This window comes from Collinsella sp. 4_8_47FAA (assembly GCF_000763055.1).
In the GTDB taxonomy this organism is placed as follows: Bacteria; Actinomycetota; Coriobacteriia; order Coriobacteriales; family Coriobacteriaceae; genus Collinsella.
This window is the reverse complement of sequence record NZ_KN214137.1, coordinates 151,314-171,709: the sequence shown is the minus strand read 5'-3', so window position 1 is coordinate 171,709 and position 20,396 is coordinate 151,314. Positions and strand designations below refer to the sequence as shown.

The following is a 20,396-nucleotide window of genomic DNA, read 5'->3' as shown; positions in this document are numbered from 1 at the left end:
TGTAAGCTAGACGCAAACAAGAACGAATGACGAGGTTTACATGAGCAAACATCTTAAGTTATTTTCGGCATTGTTGGTGCTGATGGTCCTTGCGCCCATTTCTGTGTTTGTTTTTCCTTCGAACGCGGAAGCTGCGCGGTCCCTAGTTGAGAATTCCTGGCGTTATGAGGATGGACAATTGGTCGCAGAGGATGCTTCTTCCGAAGAAGATGGAATAGCCTTATTGTCCATGGACATTCTTCCCGATGGGGCTACGGCGCAGGGCATCGATGTCAGTGAGCATCAAGGACGTATTGACTGGAATGCTGTTAAGGCTTCTGGTATCGATTTCGCTATTCTGCGTGTTGGATTTGGCGCTCCATCTTGGGGCGGTCGAGTTGACTATCAATTTAATCGAAATATTTCTGAGTGCGAGCGACTCGGAATTCCTTACGGCGTCTATATCTATTCATATGCTTTTGATAATCAACAGGCAGCCGATGAGGCGTCCATGGTGATTGACTGCCTATCGGGGCACAATCCTAGGCTACCGGTGTATTACGATCTTGAGGACAAGACAATTATTGCAGATGGTCGTCAATCCGGAATTGCATCTAGAGCTCAGACATTCTGTAATAAGATTTCTAGTGCTGGATATAAGCCAGGCATTTATGCAAACCTAAATTGGTTTAACAATATATTGACCGACCCTGTATTTAAGAGCGGTTCTTGGGATCATTGGATTGCTCAATACAACTCCCAATGTCACTATACCGGCAGTTACAGCTTTTGGCAGTATACAAGCCGCGGAAAAGTTTCTGGTATTAGCGGAAACGTTGATATGAATTACGCGTATGTTGATGTCTCTCTTTATTACTGGCAGTTAAAAGAGGGCACTTGGTATTACGCAACCTCTGACGGCAAAGCGTATACCGGATGGTTGCGCCAGGGCGGAGCCTGGTATTGGCTCGACCCCGACGCGGGCGGTGTAATGGCCACCGGGCTCCACGAGTGCAACGGCTCCCTGTACTGGTTCAACTCCTCCGGCGCGATGGCGACCGGATGGGTCCTCGACGGCGGGACCTGGTACTACGCGACGGGCTCCGGCGCGCTGGCGCGCGGCCCCGTATCCGTCGGCGGCGTGCCCTACTGCTTCGACGCCCGGACGGGGGCCATGCTGACGGGCTACCAGGCGGACGCGCAGGGCGTCCGCCGCTACTTCGGCAACTGCGGCCCCCTTAACGGCTGGGGCCTCGTCGACGGCTCCTGGTACTGGTTCGCTGACGGTATCGCCTCGACCGGCTGGCTTTACACCGGCGGCTCCTGGTACTGGCTCGAGCCCGACGCGGGCGGCGCCATGGCGACGGGCCTCCACGCGTGCAACGGCGCAGCGTACTGGTTCAACGCCTCCGGCGCCATGGCGACCGGCTGGGTGCTCGACGGCGGCACCTGGTACTACGCGACGGGCTCCGGCGCCCTCGCCTCCGGCTGGCTCAACTTAAACGGTACGTGGTACTGGCTCGATCCCTCGACGCACGCCATGGCCACCGGGCTCCATGGGTGCAACGGCTCCATGTACTGGTTCAACGGCTCCGGCTCGATGGCGACCGGATGGGTCCTCGACGGCGGCACATGGTACTACGCGACGAGCTCCGGCGCCCTCACCTCCGGCTGGGCCTACGTCGGCGGCGCCTGGTACTGGCTTGACCCCTCGACGCACGCTATGACTACGGGTGTTCAAGAAATCGATGGGGTGAAATACTCTTTTGCTAGTAATGGCGCTTGGCTCGGCTAGCAACTCTTCCTTAATTGCTTTTTTCTAATTACATATTGCTCTTAGCTATCCATTTGTAGACTATGTTTATATAAAAATTGGTAACTACTGGGGGCTGCACATGGCAAGGAAAAAGCAAATAACATTAATCCTAATCATTCTTTCAACTCTACTGCTCGCTGGACCCGGTGTGGTTGATATCGCGAACGCAGAACCCATAAGCTCCTCCATCCCTACTGATTTTGAGCGGCAATCCGTCCCCTCGACTCTTTCTCCTTCCGATTCAATCGATGATGGTCCTGCTCAAGAATCCGTCAAATGGAATCTGGGTTGGAATTCGTTTGACGGCAACTGGTTCTATGTGGATTCAGTCAATCCGGTCTCGTTGCATTCTGGCTGGCTCTATACCAATGGGGCCTGGTATTGGCTCGACCCCTCGACGCATGCCATGGCCATCGGGCTCCATGAGTGCAATGGCTCCGCGTACTGGTTTGACGCCTCCGGCGCGATGGCGACCGGGTGGGTCCTCGACGGCGGTACCTGGTACTACGCGACGGGCTCCGGCGCCCTCGCCTCCGGTTGGGCCTACGTCGGCAGCGCCTGGTACTGGCTTGATCCCTCCACCCATGCCATGGCTACCGGCCTTCACGAGTGCAACGGCTCCCTGTACTGGTTTAATTCGTCCGGCGCGATGGCGACCGGGTGGGTCCTCGACGGCGGGACCTGGTACTACGCGACTGGCTCCGGCGCGCTGGCGCGCGGCCCCGTATCCGTCGGCGGCGTGCCCTACTGCTTCGACGCCCGGACGGGGGCCATGCTGACGGGTTACCAGACGGACGCGCAGGGCGTCCGCCGCTACTTCGGCAGCTGCGGCCCCCTTAACGGCTGGGGCTTCGTCGACGGCTCCTGGTACTGGTTCGCTGACGGTATCGCCTCGACCGGCTGGCTTTACACCGGCGGTTCCTGGTACTGGCTCGAGCCCGACGCGGGCGGCGCCATGGTGACGGGCCTCCACGCGTGCAACGGCTCAGCGTACTGGTTCAGCGCCTCCGGCGCGATGGCGACCGGATGGGTGCTCGACGGCGGGACCTGGTACTACGCGACTGGCTCCGGCGCCCTCGCCTCCGGCTGGCTCAACCTAAGCGGTACGTGGTACTGGCTCGATCCCTCGACGCATGCCATGACCACGGGCGTTCAAACTATCGGATCATGTGAATACATATTTAATAGTACCGGCAAGATGATGGCTAATTGCTGGTCAAACGGTGATGGGGCTTGGATGTATCATTCGTCATCCGGCGGCGCAATTGACCTTAAAGGCATCATGACCGATTCGGGAATCCAGCTGATTGACGATGACGGTAATGCCAGAACTGGTTGGATTGAGAGTCAGGGTGCTCGATATTATTGTTCTGCTGATGGGGTAATTCTGACTGGATGGCAGCAAATAGCTGGGTCTTGGTATTACTTTAACTCGGATGGTCGAATGGCGACCGGCTGGCTTAACGATGGCGGTAACTGGTACTGGCTAGATTCCGCTTCTGGCATAATGAAAACGGGATGGCTTTCCCGTGGGGGCACATGGTATTACCTTGATGCCGCACGTGGGGGAGTAATGTTGAGCAACGGTTGGTATTGGATCGGCTCTACTGACTACAAGTTCAGTTCATCCGGCGCAATGGTTGGCGCTTGGGTCGATGTCCCGTGCTATTCGCAGTACCCGGAACTTCCTACTGGCTGTGAGTCGGTTGCCCTTACAAACTTGCTTAACTACTATGGTTTCGGTTTAGGTAAGACGATTATTGCGGATTACTATTTGCCCAAGGGAAGCAATGGCAATTTTGTTACCGCTTTTGATGGCAATCCAAGGCGTAGCAGCGGGGGTCTCATGGGATGCGTCGCACCTGCGATTACTATTGCTGGTAATAACTTTCTGCGTGCTGCTGGAAGTGGCAAGCAGGCAAAAGACGTCTCTTTCTCGTCAATTTCTTCCATTAAGAACAGGCTGACCTGTGGTCAACCTGTTGAGATGTGGAATACCGAATGGGGAAGTTGGCCAGGAGGCCGTTATGCTGCGCGTTGGTATAACGGGCATTCCTATGGTCTGTGGGGCGGTAATCATGCCGTAGTCCTTAAAGGCTATGATGACGAGCAGGGAATTGTCTATCTTTCGGATTCGATTAACGGCAATGTTACGCGAAATGCCCAAGTGTTCTTCGGCACGTGGCAACAGATGGATAGCCAGGCCGTGGTAATTGAATAGCCATGATGCTAAAAGGGGAGAGCTCGACGAGCTCTCCCCTTTTGCTACATTGTTAATCAAGCTACGCTGTCCTATTACGTCCAAATAGTTCGTCCCAGTTACTAGCTGCCAAAACTGTTCCGCACACAATTACAACGCAGCAGATTACGGATGCCACGTCGGGAATTGTTCCAAGCAAGATCAGGCCAAAGACCACCGACCATGCCGAATAGGATATATTCAGAGCCATCGCACGCGCTGCTCCGATTGCCGCGATGCCCTTGTAATAGAACAGATAGGATGCAGTTCCTGCGAGTCCGGCGAGTGCAATAATCAATGTGGGCATGCTCGGGATGGCACCCAGCGTGAAATGCCATGCTCCGAAGAGGGGGAGTACGAGTACTCCATAAACAAGCGCACTCGTAGTTTCACGGATTTGCAAAGCCGTTTCGTCATCAACGGCATCATCTTTCATTCCCCATGCGCACAGCACCGCTTCGGATCCCCATCCAATAACGGCAAGCACCGCGCCGAGTAAGCCGAGGGGGGCATTTGCAATCTCGCTCGATCCGGCCGATAGATAGCCCATCGTCATTACGCCGCAAAGAGCAACGAGAAGGGAAAGTATCTGACCTTTGCCCATTTTCTCCTTCAGCAGCACGAACGAAAGGAACGCTCCGACCGCGGGATAGAAGGCGGAGATGATTGCCGTGTAGGCAGCTCCGATGTTATTAATCGCTAATACGTAGCCGGTCATTCCGATAGGTCCACCGAGTAGAGCGCCGGCGATGACAACCTTGCCCGAACGAGTTTTAAGTGCAGCGAGCGTGTCTTTTAGTCTGCCTCTAACTCCCATGTAGCCAAAGAGCCAGATTGCACAGAAGGCATCATGGAGAAAGGATCCCGCAATGGAGGCGCATGCAAGCGCTTCCGCCGATCCAATATAGGGCGCAAGCGCCAAGCCGATTCCAAGAATCACTGTATCAAGGCCCCAAAGAAGACCGCTAAAAAAGCCGAATTGCATCGTTATTCACCTTTCCGATAGATCTCCAGTGCCTTTTTAAGGTATTTGGCACCGTAATTGAAGTAGATATAGAGCCACTCGCCCACGAAGTCACCTTCGGCTTCTTTCAGAAGAGACCAGAGGTACCAGCACCATCCTGCAAGGGCAATGTGCGCATAGTTATGCGCAACTTCGTTGTTTGTTGCCTTGCGCCCAAAATATGCATCAAGCGCGCGGTCGACTTCATCTTCGGAAAGCTCGCAGCAGACACTGCATGTTCCAAAATCGTTTGCGTAATCGCTCATGCCAGCATATTCCCAGTCAATGAGATAGTACTTGTCGTTCTCATCGATAAGGAAATTGAGGTAAAAGAAGTCATTGTGGCAAAGGCATTTTGGTGCATTATCGGCCTGTACAAAGTGCTCCAATTCATCGATTTCGGCGGACATTTCCCTGTAGCCTGGAATGTCGATGGGACCTTTTTCCAGAAGAAGTGATTCGTAGCGCTTCGCTTCGAGGTAGAAGTCAAATTCGGTTTCAACATTTGCACCACTCTCGTGAAGCGAACGACACATCTGCATCATTCGATTCATTTGGGCAGCATCATGCGGATCAGGCTGCTTTGCGTTGGGTACAAACTTCGAAATTTTCCAACCACGCTTTGGGTCCTCATGAATGAACGTGTCGTCAAGGCCGAGTTCCTTGGCCTTTTTAAGTGCGGCTACTTCTCCATTTCTGTTAATAAGCAGTTCGGTCCCGACTCCCGGATGGCGGTAAACGTACTCTCCGTCATTGGTTCTAAAGTGGCACGATAGATTCGTAAGACCTTGTTTAAGGGGATAAACGTCGTGAATCTCTGATTTGGAGCAGCCGAGCACTTGCTCGATGTTATCGAAAATATCGGAGTCAACGTTTTCGATAAAATGCGGATCAAAGGCACGCAGCTCATCAAGAGAATCGAATTCGTTGATCTCGCCCTCAGGATACTTCTTGATAACCATATCGAGCTCCTTGATGTGCTCGATATATAGATCTTCCCAAAGCTTGTCCGTTGTTTCGGGCTTGTTATATTCCGTTTCAAGAATCTGCTTAAATGCAAGCGAGAAGGCTTTATCAAAGTAGACATGTCCGAGCATATACCAAGCATCGGAACCGCCAATCGTAACATTGGTAATTCTGTCCATTGCTCCGGTTTGAATGCACCATTCTTTGGTGGCGCCTTCAGCATATTGAGCAGAATAAAATGCTTTCCAAACGTATGCTTCAAACGGATTGTTTAGAAGGTAATCATCGCTTGAGCAAATATAGGTGTTGCCAAGCCGCTCTTTTACGCACATAAGCGATGCGTGGTTATTTTTGGATGCATATTCGTTGTTGACGACAATCGAGACGCCGAACTTGCTTTCGAGATAGAAGAAATATTCTTTTTTATAGCCGACAACGACGGTGATATTGCTGATACCTGCGTCTTGCAGCTGCCTAATCTGACGTTCGATGAGAATCTCACCACGTACCTTTAAAAGGCCTTTGGGCTTTTCATACGAAATGGGAGCAAAGCGGCTCGAAAGCCCCGCAGCCAATATCACTGCGTTTTCAACCTTATAGGGGTGAAGTGCTTCGTAACCGCTGTCGGTTAGGCTGTCCGATTCGAGAAGGCCCTCATTCGTAAGCTCTTTATTTGATGCGTTTACTGATCCAAGTGAAAGGCCAGTGCGCTCGGCAACTTCTCGCTGGCTAGCATATGGGTTCTTTAGGTATTCGTACAGAACTGTAAAGTTACGCTTGGTCAGTTTCACTACAGGCCTCCAATTAAGATGTTCATTGCTTAGAAAAAGAATAGAATGATTGAACGATTTGTTCAATTTATTAAATTTATCTACACAGACTGAACAGACGGTAACGAAAATCAATCCTGGAATGTGGACTAAAATAAATAAACGAGATATCTGGGAGGGTCGCTTATGTATCGATTCGAAAAGAAGGCCACGCTTGTTTGTGCTGCTGCGTCATTAATCACTGCTTGCTGCTTGCCCCTGAGTGCGAATGTCGCGTTTGCACAGGATTCCGTTGAGGCTCAGAGTATTGAGTCAAAAGCGGATTTTTCTTCTGTGGTTTCCGATGATTTGCAACCTGATAATTCTTCCGTCATAAAAGATGGCTGGCAACGAGACGAGTCGTCTGGAGTTTGGTATTACGGAAAAAACGGTAAACACCAAACTGGCTGGCTGCAAAGCGGGGGCTATTGGTATTGGCTTGATCCAGCCAATGATGGTGCAATGCAGACAGGTTATTTCAATGTGACCGATGCTGGCGGATCGACTGCTTCGTTTTATGCGAATGACGGCAATGCCGCAACGCCTTTTGGCGCGCTATATCAGAACTGCTGGCTACGTAACTCAGATGGAAATTGGTTTTATGCCAATGCTGGAGGCGATTTAGCTGCTGGTTGGCTTTACCAAAACGGCACATGGTATTACTTGGATCCTGTTTCTCATGTTATGCAGGTTGGTTTTGTCAACCTCGGGAGCGGGAAATACTATTTAGATGCTTCTGGCGCTATGAAAACCGGTTGGATTCTCCTAGACGGGAATTGGTACTGGGCCTATTCGTCTGGCGCCCTCGCTTCATCATGGCAGTCGATAGGCGGAGCTCGTTATTACTTTGACCCGCAGACGCTGGCTATGTTCAAAGGCCGTCACGACATCGATGGAAGCAGTTACATTTTTGGTGACTATGGCCTCGCAAGTGGATGGTACAAAGACGGAGCAGATTGGTATTACTGTTCCAACGGTATTGCGGCTACTGGCTGGAAACTCGTTAACGGCGCTTGGTATTATCTCGACCCAGCTTCCGACGGCAAAATGTTCGTTGGGTATTTAGACCTTGGTAACGCAGCATATTATTTGAACCCCAATGGGGTTATGGCTGTTGGCTGGGCTCAGTCCGAGAACGGCTGGTATCAAGCCTCTCAATCTGGTGCGCTTATTTCTGACTGGTATAAAGATGGCACGAGTTGGTATTATTTGGACCCTGTTAGCCATCTCATGAAAACGGGCTTATTTGAGGTGAGCGGCAACGATTGTTTTGCAAACCAGAGCGGTAGGCTTGTGGTTTCAAGCTGGGTTACCGTTAATGACGGCGTTCAAAGATACGCTGATGATAATGGATATCTTTGCAAGGATGTGATTCGCGAAAACGACACTATCCTAAAAACCGCTGGAGCTGATGGTTGGCAGGTTGCGTCCGGCTGGGTTAATGTCGCAAATCTAAGGTTTTACGCTGAGCCCGGAACGGGTGCCATTCATCTTGGATGGCTGCAGATTGACGGCGATTGGTATTGGCTTGATGCCGATTCTGGCGTGATGAAGACCGGATGGGTTTTTACTGGCGGTGCATGGTATTACCTAAACGCTGACGGAAAAATGGCAACTGGTTGGAAATGCCTGAATGGAACATGGTATTACCTTGAGTCCAATGGAAGCATGCATGTTGGCTGGCTTAAAGATTCGGGTAAGTGGTATTGGCTAGACGGTAGCGGCGCTATGGCAACGGGCGCAAGAACCATCGATGGCGTTCGTCGAGTTTTCTGGAGCGATGGTCAGTGCGACAAAGTTGGCTGGCAAAATCCATCCCAGTATCCTCAGGTCAGTTCTTGGACTGTTCAGCTGCCTAGCTATTGCACCGGATACTTTACCTATGTGACCCCTTCTCGCATTTCTGTCGAAGCAACGCGGGAAGATTGCGTGAACGCCTTTATCCAGCGCGCCTATGAGTATATTGGTACGCAATATATTGAGCCTTGGTCTACCGCTCCCGGTGGAGCTGTTGATTGCTCTGGTTTTGTCTTGCAGTGCCTTTATGCTACTGGCATGGATATGGGTGTTTACAACCCTTATAACTATCGCTGGGATCCAAGCCAAACCTACAATTCCATGAATTGGTATCGAAGCAATATCTTTATGCCCGTGAGCACGAGCTCGATTCAACGTGGCGATGTTGTTTATTATCGCGGGCATATCGCAATTGCACTTGGCGGCGGTATGATGATCGACTCTTGGCCTCATCAGGGTGTCGGAATTCATCCTATTAGCGCAAGGGGAAATGTAATCGGCGCAGCTCGTCCGTTTATTTAATTGATTCCCTGTAAGACAGCCGGTACCGGTTAGGGGCCTGAAATGAATGTCCGGATTGATCATCGAATTTGCTGGCGAGTAATTGGCTTGATGCTATTTTCCGCCTTGTTTTCAGTTTCCGCCCCCGCATTTTCTAGCACTGCTTATGCCGTGGAAGAGGGGGCGGATAACGGTGTCGTAGGGCGCGACTCGACAGGAAGGTTGGGAGCATTTGCCGGTGGCTTTTGCTCTCAAGACTCCAGTGATTGTGCCGGCAAGACAACGGAAGATTCGAGTCTACAGGTTGTCGAAAGCCAAGACCCGTCGACTACAGAACAACTATCTGGATGGCAATGGAACGGTTTGTCCTGGTATTACTATCTAGATGGCTGTCGTTTGACCGGAATGCAGAATATTGACGACTCGCTGTACTACTTAGACCCCGCTCGTGACGGCGCAATGAGCTGCGGTTGGATTTTTACTGAAAATAAGTGGTATTACGCGGGTCCATCAGGCGCTTTGGCAAGTGGCTGGCAGTTTATTGGAGGTCAATGGTACTGGTTTGACTCCCTTAACAGCTGTTCTATGGCTACTGGTCGACGTGTTATTGATGGGCACCCTTATCTTCTTGGAACCTATGGACTGATTAATGGATGGTGCCTTGATAACGGTTTATGGTATTGGGGTAGCAATGGTGAAGTCTTAACCGGCTGGCTTCAAACTGGCAATAACTGGTATTGGCTTGATCCCGCCAATGATGGTGTTATGTCTAGAGGAATCGTTTCTGTCGGTTCGTCTCGTTACTATTTATCGGATTCAGGCGCAATGGCTGTTGGTTGGGCGTTTGATGGGACGGACTGGTATTACGCTGACGGTTCCGGCGCACTTGCATCGGGCTGGCGTTTGGTGAATGGCGTTTGGTATTGGCTCGATGTCGCAAATGACAATAGAATGGCTACCGGCTTTTTTGTCATCGGATCCAATCAATATCATTTTTCTTCAACGGGAGCGCTGTCACTCGGCTGGTTTATGAGCGATGGAGACTGGTATTACGCTGAGCCTTCTCATGCGTCGGGCATTGTAAAGACGGGATGGCTGAAGGACAATAGCCAATACTATTATCTCGATCCTGCCGCCGACGGTAAAATGCTGCTAGGTCATTTTTCTGTAAATGGGAAAAGCTATTATGCAAAAACTTCAGGCGCTGTTGCTTGTCGTGAATGGGTAGATGTCCAGGACTCGGTCCAGGATGAGCCGTCTAAGGCTTTTGCTGGTTCTGATTGCTCATTGTGTGGAGCGTTGCGTAGTGGAAAGCTATTTACAACAAACGGTGATGGCGAATTAGCCGAAGCTCACGGGTTTGTGACGCTTGGAGGGTGCAAGTTCTATGCTGATCCAACCGATGGCTCCCCCTACGCTGGATGGAAGAACGTTAACGGAAAATGGTACTTCTTTGATGAGACCGCTGGCTATGCACGATCTGACTGGCTGTACAAGGATGGCTCCTGGTTCTATTTGGACCCATCTACCTACGTTATGAAAACCGGCTGGGTTGCCGTTAACGGATCTTTGTATTACTTGAATTCGTCTGGTTATATGCAAACAGGGTGGCTTAACCTGGGGGGTACCTGGTATTGGCTCGACGCTAGTGGCGCCATGGCTACTGGCTGGCGCGTTGTGGACGGATCCTGGAATTACTTCATGGCCAACGGCGCGTGGGTGTCAGACTATATGGATGCTAAGGCTCAAAGTTATTCAAGCAATACAAATTGGCTGATACTTGTCGATACGTCACGTTGCGTTACGAGTATTTACACTGGATCCTGGAATAACTGGTCCTTAAACCGTCGATATGTATGTTCGACGGGAAAAGCTAGCACGCCTACGGTGATAGGGGAGTATCAGGTCTACGGTAAGGGAAACTCCTTTGGGCATGGATATACTTGCTATTACTACACGCAGTTCTATGGTGATTACTTATTCCATTCCTCACCCTACTACGTCAACAGCAACCGCGTGATGGATCCCACGATGGGCGTTCCATCCTCTGCTGGATGCGTACGCCTTGAGATTCAGAATGCAAAATGGATTTACGATAACATTCCCTATGGAACGAAGGTTGTTACTTATTGATATTAGGCACTCGTTTTAAGAGACAGGGATAAATACTCTATTTTTAAAAGAGTTTCTTTTAACTGAGGGTGCTTTGATAATCTTTAGCAATGAATTTGAGAGGATTTTTGGAAATAGAAATGGGAAATGATATTGGCGTATGCGTACTTCTCTCAGCTTATAAACCCGATCTTAAGTTTTTCGCGGAACAACTTGATTCGATAGATAAACAAACGTTTCCGCTTACGCTTCTAGTTAGAAATGACTGCCCTGAATCGGATTCATTAGAGCGGTTTATCCAAGCGCATATAACGAAAAACGCCTATCGGTATTATCACGGTGATAATAATCTCGGTTATGTCAAATCGTTCGAGGCGCTGCTCTCCTTGGCGGAAGGGGATTACGTAGTACTTTGCGATCAGGATGATATTTGGGAGCCTAATAGAGTTGAAGTTTCGCTCAACCATATGCTAGAAGAAGGCTCAATTCTAGATGTTTGTGATAGATCGGTAATTGACGAAAACGGAAATATTCTGGTAAAGAGTTATAGGAAAGCTCATCCTAATTCGCCGGAAGTAAATTGGTGCTCTGGAGAGGATATTACTGTACAGGCCGCAAGCGTATGTTACGGCATTGGTATGGCTCTCATGTTAGATGCGAGTGCGGCGAAGTCGATGATTCCCTTTCCGGAATCGACTGCACATGACTTGTGGTTGACATTGGGTTGCAGTGAACTGGGGAAGTGCAGCTTTACTATGACTCCTTTGGTTAAGTATCGTCGACATGGTGGTAACGAAACTGGATTCCTTGCAGGTGTTTCTTCAAAAGATGATTGGTATTCGACAAGAGTTAAAAACAGGGTTGATACTGCTAGGCGATTTGCCGATAGATTTCCCGATTCACCGCATCTAAAGGAAATATTGGGGTTCGCTGAAGCAAGGGAGCGGCGCTCCATAATTGGTTTACTTAAATACCGACGAGCTTGCCCGTCTATCGCTAAAGCAGATATCATTATACGTCTTGTGCCGAATTGGCTGTTTATTTTGATTTTAAAAGAACTTAAAGCTGCGAGATAGCTCCGTATCCTCATTTCGACAGGTTTAGAAGGGCGCTTATATTTGTGAAGGCCACAGAGAAGACTCTTTCGATTAAACATAATATGTTCTGGAATACCGTCGGTTCGTTGACTAATTTAGGCTGTCAGTGGCTTATCACCATTTTGGTCGTTCGGCTGTCTGATGGATATAGTGCTGCAGGCATTTATTCGCTGGCTATGTCTATTTTCAACATGTTTTCTCAATTAGCCCAATACAGGATGTACACGGTGCAAATTGCAGATATTGAAAGGAAAAACTCTGCTGGTGAATACCTGACTTTTCGTTTCTTTACTACTTTTATAGCGTTTGCAATGTTAGCCGTCTATTCCATTGCAACGTGTCGTATTGGTACGGTGCCCGCTATTCTTCTGTATGCTCTCTATAAAACCGCTGGCTTAGTCATTGATGTCATGCATGCTAATGATCAGGTTGGTCATAGGATGGACTATATTGGGAAATCCCTCATAATGCAGGGCATCGGCTCTCTCCTTTCATTCATTCTTGTCTTTGGATTTTTTAATAGCCTCGAAGGTGCACTGTTGCTTATGACGGTAGTGACAATAGGCATCGGAGTTATTTACGATTATCCAAGATCAAATCGGATTTCTGCAATCAAGCTTGGAATTAGCCGAGCGAAGGTCAGAGCCTTCCTATGTAGCTGTTTGCCCATCGTTCTTGGCGGCATTGCTGCTTCTGCGGCGCCGAATATTCCCAGGCAGTATTTATCTTATTCATACGGAGATTCTGCTCTGGGTATTTATGCATCAGTTGCTGCACCTGTGGCAATTATCCAAATGGGTGCGACCTATATTTATAATCCTTTATTAGGTTATCTAGTAGAGCGTTACCATTCTAGAGAAAAGTCCTTTTTTTCGCTCATAGGTAAAATACTTGCTGGCATCTTTTTTGTCGGTGTCATATCTTCAGTTGCCCTTTTCTTTTTCGGTAAATTATTGCTGTCACTGTTTTATGGCGCTGGAATAGCTAAACATACCGATCTCCTTCAGCCTATGTTGGCTTGTGCCTTTTTGACTGGCATCGCTTGGTTTGTCAACGATTTGTTGGTTTCTCTTGATAATTACCGAGGGGTATTTGTTGGCAGCATGCTGTCCTTAATTAGTGCTGTCGCTGTTATGGCTCCTGCGCAAATGCTGTTTGGCTTAAATGGCCCTACTGTATCGGCGCTTATATCCAATGCCATTTGCCTTATTTATCAGTCTTCTGTTTTGGGGAAACAGACGCAACAATGGTTCGGGGAAAAGAGATAGGCCGATGATGTCTAAAGCTCACGCGCTATTAAAGCTTCAAAACACTGAATTGGATATCCTTCAGGTTGTCGCCGCATTCTGCTCTAAGCACGGCATCAGGTGGTGGCTTGACGGTGGAACATGTTTAGGAGCAATGCGTCATAGGGGGTTTATCCCTTGGGATGATGATATAGATATCGGAATGATGCGTTCAGATTATGACCGCTTTTGCTCTTTAGCCGAGGGTGGGTTACCGGAAGGATATTCGCTCCATACATCGCGGAATACTACTGGCTATGCTGCGATGTTTGCTAAGGTGTATCGCGATGGAACTCGCTTCGAGAATCAAGAGGCTCGAGAGGCTTCCAGTTCGATGGGCATTTTTGTCGACATCTTTCCATATGACCAGCTCTATACAGATAAACGCCTTCGTGCAAAGCAAGTCCGAACTGCATCAATTGCACAGAAAAGAGCCTATTTATATCATTCTTCTTCCATTGTTGTCCCTCATAAAGGGTTCCTTGGTCAACTCGAGCAAATTGGTTGTTCTGCTATGCACGTGGTGGAACAACTGGTTTCTCGAGGCGCATGCTCTTACCAGGATTTGTTCGATTCCTGTATTGCCGACTCAAATACGGGTGAGGTCTCTGATTACTGTCTGACGTTAAGCTGGCCGAATATGGCGCCAGTGCCTATTTCAGAGATTTTCCCTCTGAGCAGTGCGGTTTTCGAAGGCAGTGAATTCCCTGTTCCTCGTATGACGGATAAATATCTTACAACGATGTATGGCGATTGGAAAAAAATACCGTCACCGGATAATCGACATACCCATCTTCCGCTCTTGCTCGACTTTGGAGATGGGGAAGTCTGGACGGCACAGAATTAAGGATATGACATCTATATCAGATGAGGTTATGTGATGAGCTCCTCTATTTGTATTTTCACTCACCATTATCACCCGCAACTTAGTGGAATTGGTAATTTTGTCGATGGTCTCGCTCACGCCTTGACTGCACGCGGCGATAGGGTGGTTATCGTTACTAATGATTCGATGCGCGTGGGAGTCGGTCATTCAGTCGAAAACGGCCTGGAGGTAATTCGTCTTCCTTGCATTCCGTTACTTGATGGAAGACTTCCTCTTCCCAAAAAAACCAGTGATTATTACCGACTCCTGCAAACCCTTGATGATTATGAGTGGAATGGTGTTCTGATAAACACGAGACTTTTCCCTCTCTCGCTCGAAGGGCTGAAGTTTGCTGCGGATCATAGTGCTAAGGCTGTTGTTCTCGACCACGGCTCAGCGTATCTCTCTTTCAATCAGCCATTTCTTGATTATTTTGTTCGCCGATATGAAGATTGGATTACTGATCGCGTAAAGTCGTTTGAACCTGATTTCTATGGGATTTCTTCTAAAAGTGTTGAATGGCTTCAGCACTTTAATATCACTGCAAAAGGCGTAATTTCAAACTCAATCAATGCCTCATTCTATAGGAGTATTTCTTCGGGGAGAGATTTCCGATCTGAATTAGGTATCCCTCAGTCATCTTTGGTTGTAGCTTTTGTCGGGCGGCTTATTCCTGAAAAGGGAATTTATTCAATTATTGAGGCGGCTCGCACAAAAGATATTACCAAGCGTGATATTTGTTTTGTTCTTGCAGGGGATGGTCCGCTGGCTAATGAGGTCAAGGAAGCTTGTTCGTCTAACTTGTTTTGGCTTGGGAGATGTAACACAGAGGATATTTCCTCCTTACTTCAGCAAGCAGATGTGCTTTGTCTTCCAACTCGTTCCGAAGGCTTTTCAACGGTACTTCTTGAAGCTTCAGCCTGCGGAACGCCTGCAGTGGTAACAGACGTGGGCGGGGCACGCGAGCTTATCTTAGATGATAGCTACGGCACAATAATTCGGTCCATGGCATCTGATGAGGTGGTTTCGGCATTATGCAGGCTTTTTGATGATCGAAAGCTGCTTTCTCTTCAGTCTCGAAACTCTAGGGCGCTTGTTGAAAATCGATATAACTGGGATGCCACTGCTATGGATGTCGAGAAGGCGTTTTGTATTTGCTAAGTGATACTTGGCTGGCTTTTGCTTAGCTTTTGAGTGAAGTTGGATTTGAGATACGAATTTGTTATTGTCGACTTACCCTATTCGATTTTGTCTTTAGTTGGAGATGCACGTTTTGAATAATCCTGCAATTAAGAAAAGCGAGTACGCGCTTGCCATCTTTGGGCTGGGACTTCTTTTATTAGCTATTGCGACATCATTGCACTATAAGAATTTAAATCTATTCATTCTTGAACTCTTTTGCGATGTCGTTGCTGTTGCGTGCTTATATTTGCAACCGAAATCACAGTCGGGTGGTGACGCTATTCGTCAGATAACCGTCCTCGTCGCGTCCAGCATTCTCAGCAGCTTTCTGCTAGTTTTAATCATATTGACTGGTGCGAAGACGTTTGGCCCCTTCGATCTTGACGCATGGAATATCGCAAGTCTTGTTATATGCTTTCATTTAGTTTTAGCGTTTCAAGGCATTGAGCTTTGCTATGGCCTGGTGAAGAGCTTTGTAGCCTCGGTTAAGAAAACTGATACTAAGAAGTGTTTCTTTTTTTTGACGGTTTCTGTTGGCTTTGCTGTTTTAATCGCTTTTATTGGCATTCCGCTCGATAAGTCAAAGACGGTGTTGTTCGCGTCTGCTTTGCCCATTACTGTTTTGATCGGGTTGATTGCTATTAATGGGGGCACTTCTTATCTGAAGCCCGAACTGTTCGCTTTCGCATGCATTGTCTCGGTCGGTCTATCCGTAATTATTTGCTTCCCCGTTACAAATTTTCTGACATGGGATGATGAGGTCCACTATGGAAATGCAAATAGTGTTTCCTACCTCACAAATGCTGAAATAACAAATTCTGACCGAATGATAGTCGAACAGTTTTATAGGGGGGACGGCTTTAGTTTGGATGCATCTTTGGGTAAGTACCCAATAGATGAAACAAGAGAGTTTAACCGTGGCTCTGTTGAGCAATTAGTCAGAGAGGCCGATAAAAATAATATAGCTGAAGGTATCGAACGTGTTAATTGTTTTGATAGTGTGGCTCTTTCTAAAATTGCCTATATTCCTTCATCTATCGGCCTTTGTTTGGGTCGCTTGCTTCATCTCCCATTTTCTATCAAATTTGCATTGGGAAAATTATTTAATTTACTTGCGTATGCAGTTATCTGCGGAATCGCAATTCGTATAGCCCCTTGCAGAAAATGTCTTTTCACTTGTATTGCGTTGTTCCCGTCTGCCGTGTTAATGGCAGCCAGTTACTCGTATGATCCCTGTGTGATATCGTTCAGTTTGCTAGGAACAGCTCTTTTGTTGAAGATGCTTGTTTCTGAAGAGGATATTTCTGCAAAAACATTCTTCGGATTTCTATTATCTTTTGCAATCGGATTTGCAGCTAAAGCGATTTATTTTCCCTTATTCGGACTTGCGCTTTTAATTCCTGCAGATAAATATACTTCGAGCAAGCAAAGACGTATCTTGATTGGAGCTGCACTATTCGTTTGCGCCATAATGATTTTATCTTTCTTGACGCCATATTTCTCTTCTGTCGTAAATAACATTTCTGATGCACGTGGTGCCTCCGAAGTCTCTACGGCTGGTCAAACGACGGGAGTGCTTGCAAATCCAGTTGGAACTATAGTTGTAATCTCGAATTTCGTTTTTGGATCGATGCTGACCCCGGCGTTTCTCAATTCAATATCAACGAATATGGCTTATCTTGGGGACGTGTCCAATCTGTTCCCATGGCTTTCATATCTTCCCATCGTGTTGTTTGAGGCTATATGCATTATTGATAATGAAAAAGTTACTAAATTTAAGTTTAGCCGTTTCGGGATTGTTTGGACTCTATTCCTGGTTCTTGCTACTTGCTATTTAGTTGCTTTGGCTCTATACATCGCCTTTACAGGAGTTGGAAGCCAGACAGTTGCGGGTGTTCAGGCGCGATACCTCATACCTTTGTTAATACCTTTCGCCTGTCTTTTGCTCAGGTTTCCTATTTACTGCGATGAGGAAGAGAAGACTAAATGTACAGCCTTTATGCTCGGGATTCCATTTGGGCTGCTGTATTTTGTGATTTTCGAGCTTTTGTATATCCGATTTTTCTAAACTAGCGCTATAAGTCATGGCTATAGTAAGAGGGGATAATAGTTGGATTAGATTGGTTCGAATGGGACGGCGTTGAGGACTCAGGACATGCGTTCCGCATTTGAGACAGAGGTGCACGGGGCCCTTACCCTGCTATGATGGGTGGGGACTCCGTGTGGGCCCCAGTTAAGCAAGCTAAATATCTAAGCTTGAGATGTAACTTCGCGATGGCTAGTCAGGATACTGTAAACTTAAGTTTGAGTTAAGCTGTGCGTTGGGCTGTAAGAGTCGCAATTTCTTCAAGCGTCGCTAAGAGCCAACTTTTTTGGAATGGATGAATCTCGATTGTCTCTTGCTGCAACAACATGTTCAAAAGGATATCCGCGTGTTCTCGTAATAATCCCTGCCTATAACGAACAGGAGTGCATTCTCGATACCGTTGCGTCTATAAAAGCTGCGGGATATGACTATGTTGTAATCAACGACGGGTCACAAGATGGAACGCTTGAGCTTTGTCGAGAGCATGGTGTCAACATATTGGACCTGCCACAGAACCTTGGTATCGGTGGAGCGGTCCAAGCGGGCCATAAGTATGCTCAGAGATTTGGCTATGATATTGACATTCAGGTTGACGGCGATGGCCAGCATGATCCTTCTTATGTTCCTGAGCTTGTAAAGCTGATTGAGGGTGGGGCGAGCCTGGCGATAGGCTCTCGATTTCTGGTTGAGACTGATGGTTTTCAGTCAACTTTTATGCGTCGCGTTGGAATCAGGTGGCTTTCATTTTTGCTCGAGCTGCTTACGGGTAAGGTGGTCACCGATCCCACTTCTGGTTTTAGGGCATGCAATAAAGATGCTATCGACCTGTTCTGCAAGAGTTATCCTGATGACTACCCGGAGCCAGAGTCGATTGCTTTGGCTATGAAGCTTGGTCTTCCCGTTATGGAGGCGCCTGTAAAGATGAATGAACGCCAAGGCGGACGTTCGTCCATCGGGGGCTTCTCTTCCGTCTACTACATGATCAATGTCACGTTAGCCATTGTTCTTGTGTGCTGGGTTCATAGGGGAGATAAATAATGAATCTAATTTTGAGGATTGGTGCGGCCCTCTTTTTCGGCGGCTTTCTCGTCTATGTTTTGCGGCTCGTGTCCAACGGAAAGATGCTTCTTAAGTACTCTCTGTTGTGGATTTTGATGTGTATGGCGGCCTTGATTTGTGATATATGTCCTCAAATTATTTATAGTTGCTCAACAGCTATTGGGTTTGTCAACCCAGCCAATTTCCTTTTTTTGGGTGCAATCGTGCTGTTGCTTGCAATCTCTCTGTCTCTTAGCGTTGCCGTGAGTCGTCATGTTTTGGCGATTAAAAACCTTACTCATAGGATTGCCCTACTCGAAAAGGAACTTGAGAAATGGTCTAATCATGAATGAGCTCAATACGATGGTTTGATTCAGTTCCTTCGGCTATTCCTCATTAAGTCTCCCAGGGTGGTTGTCAATCTAGTGCCGGAGCCCAGGGACCGTTATGCTCGAGTGGTCCCGGTGGTGGGGGCTCGCTCTTGAGTCAAAAGTCCTTTCATTATCGAACTGCCTGAGCAATATTCTTTCCGAAGCATAATTTGACTGGGGTGTTTCGCTGTAAATAGTCATCTGGATGGACAGCGGTGACGAGGTCCTTGGTCCGATTGTTAAATCGTCTCAGCCGTTATAATTCACCACTACTGTACGCCAATTGGCTTGTATCGATGCATAGAGTCAACTTAAGCCAGCCGGAGAACTCCATGGCAAAAGAACGTAATTCCATTGTCGAGCTTTTTTGGTTAATCTCAATGTGGTGTGTATTTGCGCATCATTTTGTAATACATAATGCAGATGATATATCGGTTTTTGCTAGTCCTTTAACCCGTTTTATTTTTAAGGGAGTGTTTCTCCCTATTGGAAAAGTTGCAGTTGGCTGCTTCGTGTTTATCGCCGTTTGGTTTATAGCCGTTTGGTTTATAGCCGACAGAGCTTCTTTTAGCATTAAAGATGCGGTCAAGAAGCTAATAATTCTTAACAATGAGGTTGTTTTTTACAGTATAACTTTAGGGATTATTTCTATTTTTACGGGCAGTTTGCCCCTTTCGGCCTCTTTCTTTATCAATACGGTCTTTCCAATTGCCACGGGGTATGGATGGTGGTTTAACACTTCTGATGCCGGCCTTATTTTGCTGCTCCCCTATATATTGGAGGGGCTTTGTTAGCGCCGGGCGATTTTAGCCGCTAATAGTCAAACTATTTTGACCAATCCCGGTCACCGAATAATGGCCACCGTGCCTCCCCGCCGCCACTACGCTGGTGGTGCCAACACGCCGGCGTTAGGAGGACCATTGAGGTGAACGAGAGACACGATGACCTACAGGAGATTATAGACGCGGCGCTCCGGGAGATGGCCGCGGAGGAGGGCGACGGGTTCGACCCGCAGGCATGCAACCTCGCGGAGTTCTGCAGGAGGACGGGGCTCACCCGCTCCCGCGCGAGGACGGTCAGGGCACACGGGTTCAGGGCCCTGCCCCACGGGAACAGCGGGAGGAGGGCCGCGCCGGGCGTGCTCGCCGGCCACACCGGCCTGGTGGACGACCTCCTGCGGAAGGGCGTCACCAACTCGCAGGTGATATTCGAGCGGCTGCTCGGCCAGGGCTACGCCGGCGGCCTCACC

14 protein-coding genes and 2 pseudogenes are annotated in these 20,396 nt (G+C 48.2%); 14 read left to right on the top strand and 2 right to left on the bottom strand.

Annotation, left to right across the window (positions count from 1 at the left end; genetic code table 11):
- Window positions 1-40 precede the first annotated feature (40 nt).
- The 3 genes and pseudogenes from HMPREF9463_RS11610 to HMPREF9463_RS10525 all read left to right on the top strand — a co-directional run.
- Window positions 41-793, top strand: a pseudogene (locus HMPREF9463_RS11610) (glycoside hydrolase family 25 protein); the annotation flags it as partial.
- Between the two features lie 27 nt (window positions 794-820).
- Window positions 821-1,774 (top strand): hypothetical protein, encoded by a 954-nt coding sequence (locus HMPREF9463_RS11430; RefSeq protein WP_232219794.1) that lies wholly within the window; start codon window positions 821-823, stop codon window positions 1,772-1,774.
- A gap of 100 nt (window positions 1,775-1,874) precedes the next feature.
- Window positions 1,875-4,016, top strand: coding sequence for a C39 family peptidase (locus HMPREF9463_RS10525; protein ID WP_052044194.1), 2,142 nt, complete (start codon window positions 1,875-1,877; stop codon window positions 4,014-4,016).
- Between the two features lie 61 nt (window positions 4,017-4,077).
- On the opposite strand, the gene HMPREF9463_RS08880 is transcribed toward HMPREF9463_RS10525, so the two are convergent.
- Window positions 4,078-5,019 (bottom strand): DMT family transporter, encoded by a 942-nt coding sequence (locus HMPREF9463_RS08880; protein WP_035138637.1) that lies wholly within the window; start codon window positions 5,017-5,019, stop codon window positions 4,078-4,080.
- A gap of 2 nt (window positions 5,020-5,021) precedes the next feature.
- The gene (locus HMPREF9463_RS08875) at window positions 5,022-6,794 is read right to left on the bottom strand and encodes a phosphotransferase (protein ID WP_035138636.1); all 1,773 of its coding nucleotides are present in this window, start codon (window positions 6,792-6,794) and stop codon (window positions 5,022-5,024) included.
- Between the two features lie 165 nt (window positions 6,795-6,959).
- Here HMPREF9463_RS08875 and HMPREF9463_RS11510 point away from each other — a divergent pair, with 165 nt between their 5' ends.
- From HMPREF9463_RS11510 to HMPREF9463_RS11195, 11 genes and pseudogenes are all read left to right on the top strand, one after another.
- Entirely contained in the window at window positions 6,960-9,131 is a 2,172-nt protein-coding gene (locus HMPREF9463_RS11510; RefSeq protein ID WP_035138635.1) for an NlpC/P60 family protein, read from the top strand.
- A gap of 42 nt (window positions 9,132-9,173) precedes the next feature.
- Entirely contained in the window at window positions 9,174-11,243 is a 2,070-nt protein-coding gene (locus tag HMPREF9463_RS10780) for a L,D-transpeptidase family protein (protein ID WP_084591860.1), read from the top strand.
- Window positions 11,244-11,362: 119 nt separating this feature from the next.
- Window positions 11,363-12,298, top strand: coding sequence for a glycosyltransferase (locus HMPREF9463_RS10775; protein ID WP_198019968.1), 936 nt, complete (start codon window positions 11,363-11,365; stop codon window positions 12,296-12,298).
- A gap of 44 nt (window positions 12,299-12,342) precedes the next feature.
- Window positions 12,343-13,587 carry an MATE family efflux transporter gene (locus tag HMPREF9463_RS10960; protein ID WP_052044193.1) on the top strand — a complete coding sequence of 415 codons (1,245 nt, stop codon included), beginning with the start codon at window positions 12,343-12,345 and terminating at the stop codon, window positions 13,585-13,587.
- A gap of 4 nt (window positions 13,588-13,591) precedes the next feature.
- Complete coding sequence (locus tag HMPREF9463_RS10770) at window positions 13,592-14,452, top strand: LicD family protein (RefSeq protein ID WP_158558654.1); 861 nt, start codon at window positions 13,592-13,594, stop codon at window positions 14,450-14,452.
- Window positions 14,453-14,485: 33 nt separating this feature from the next.
- Entirely contained in the window at window positions 14,486-15,631 is a 1,146-nt protein-coding gene (locus HMPREF9463_RS10765) for a glycosyltransferase family 4 protein (protein WP_084591857.1), read from the top strand.
- A gap of 112 nt (window positions 15,632-15,743) precedes the next feature.
- Entirely contained in the window at window positions 15,744-17,720 is a 1,977-nt protein-coding gene (locus HMPREF9463_RS08840; protein WP_035138622.1) for a DUF2142 domain-containing protein, read from the top strand.
- 324 nt (window positions 17,721-18,044) lie between these two features.
- Entirely contained in the window at window positions 18,045-18,776 is a 732-nt protein-coding gene (locus HMPREF9463_RS08835) for a glycosyltransferase family 2 protein (protein ID WP_232219793.1), read from the top strand.
- Entirely contained in the window at window positions 18,776-19,129 is a 354-nt protein-coding gene (locus HMPREF9463_RS08830; protein WP_035138621.1) for a DUF2304 domain-containing protein, read from the top strand. The genes HMPREF9463_RS08835 and HMPREF9463_RS08830 overlap by 1 nt, the downstream gene beginning before the upstream one ends.
- Window positions 19,130-19,479: 350 nt before the next feature.
- On the top strand, window positions 19,480-19,941 hold the full coding sequence (locus tag HMPREF9463_RS08825) for a hypothetical protein (RefSeq protein ID WP_035138619.1): 462 nt from the start codon (window positions 19,480-19,482) through the stop codon (window positions 19,939-19,941).
- Between the two features lie 131 nt (window positions 19,942-20,072).
- Window positions 20,073-20,396: pseudogene (locus HMPREF9463_RS11195) on the top strand (IS21 family transposase); the annotation flags it as partial.

Bases quoted from the DNA above. Each gene is read 5' to 3' on its own strand.
- HMPREF9463_RS11430 (WP_232219794.1), top strand. From the start codon at position 821: ATGAATTACGCGTATGTTGATGTCTCTCTTTATTACTGGCAGTTAAAA.
- HMPREF9463_RS11510 (WP_035138635.1), top strand. From the start codon at position 6,960: ATGTATCGATTCGAAAAGAAGGCCACGCTTGTTTGTGCTGCTGCGTCA.
- HMPREF9463_RS10770 (WP_158558654.1), top strand. From the start codon at position 13,592: ATGATGTCTAAAGCTCACGCGCTATTAAAGCTTCAAAACACTGAATTG.
- HMPREF9463_RS08830 (WP_035138621.1), top strand. From the start codon at position 18,776: ATGAATCTAATTTTGAGGATTGGTGCGGCCCTCTTTTTCGGCGGCTTT.
- HMPREF9463_RS10780 (WP_084591860.1), top strand. From the start codon at position 9,174: ATGAATGTCCGGATTGATCATCGAATTTGCTGGCGAGTAATTGGCTTG.
- HMPREF9463_RS10775 (WP_198019968.1), top strand. From the start codon at position 11,363: ATGGGAAATGATATTGGCGTATGCGTACTTCTCTCAGCTTATAAACCC.
- HMPREF9463_RS08825 (WP_035138619.1), top strand. From the start codon at position 19,480: ATGGCAAAAGAACGTAATTCCATTGTCGAGCTTTTTTGGTTAATCTCA.
- HMPREF9463_RS10765 (WP_084591857.1), top strand. From the start codon at position 14,486: ATGAGCTCCTCTATTTGTATTTTCACTCACCATTATCACCCGCAACTT.
- HMPREF9463_RS08880 (WP_035138637.1), bottom strand. From the start codon at position 5,019: ATGCAATTCGGCTTTTTTAGCGGTCTTCTTTGGGGCCTTGATACAGTG.
- HMPREF9463_RS10525 (WP_052044194.1), top strand. From the start codon at position 1,875: ATGGCAAGGAAAAAGCAAATAACATTAATCCTAATCATTCTTTCAACT.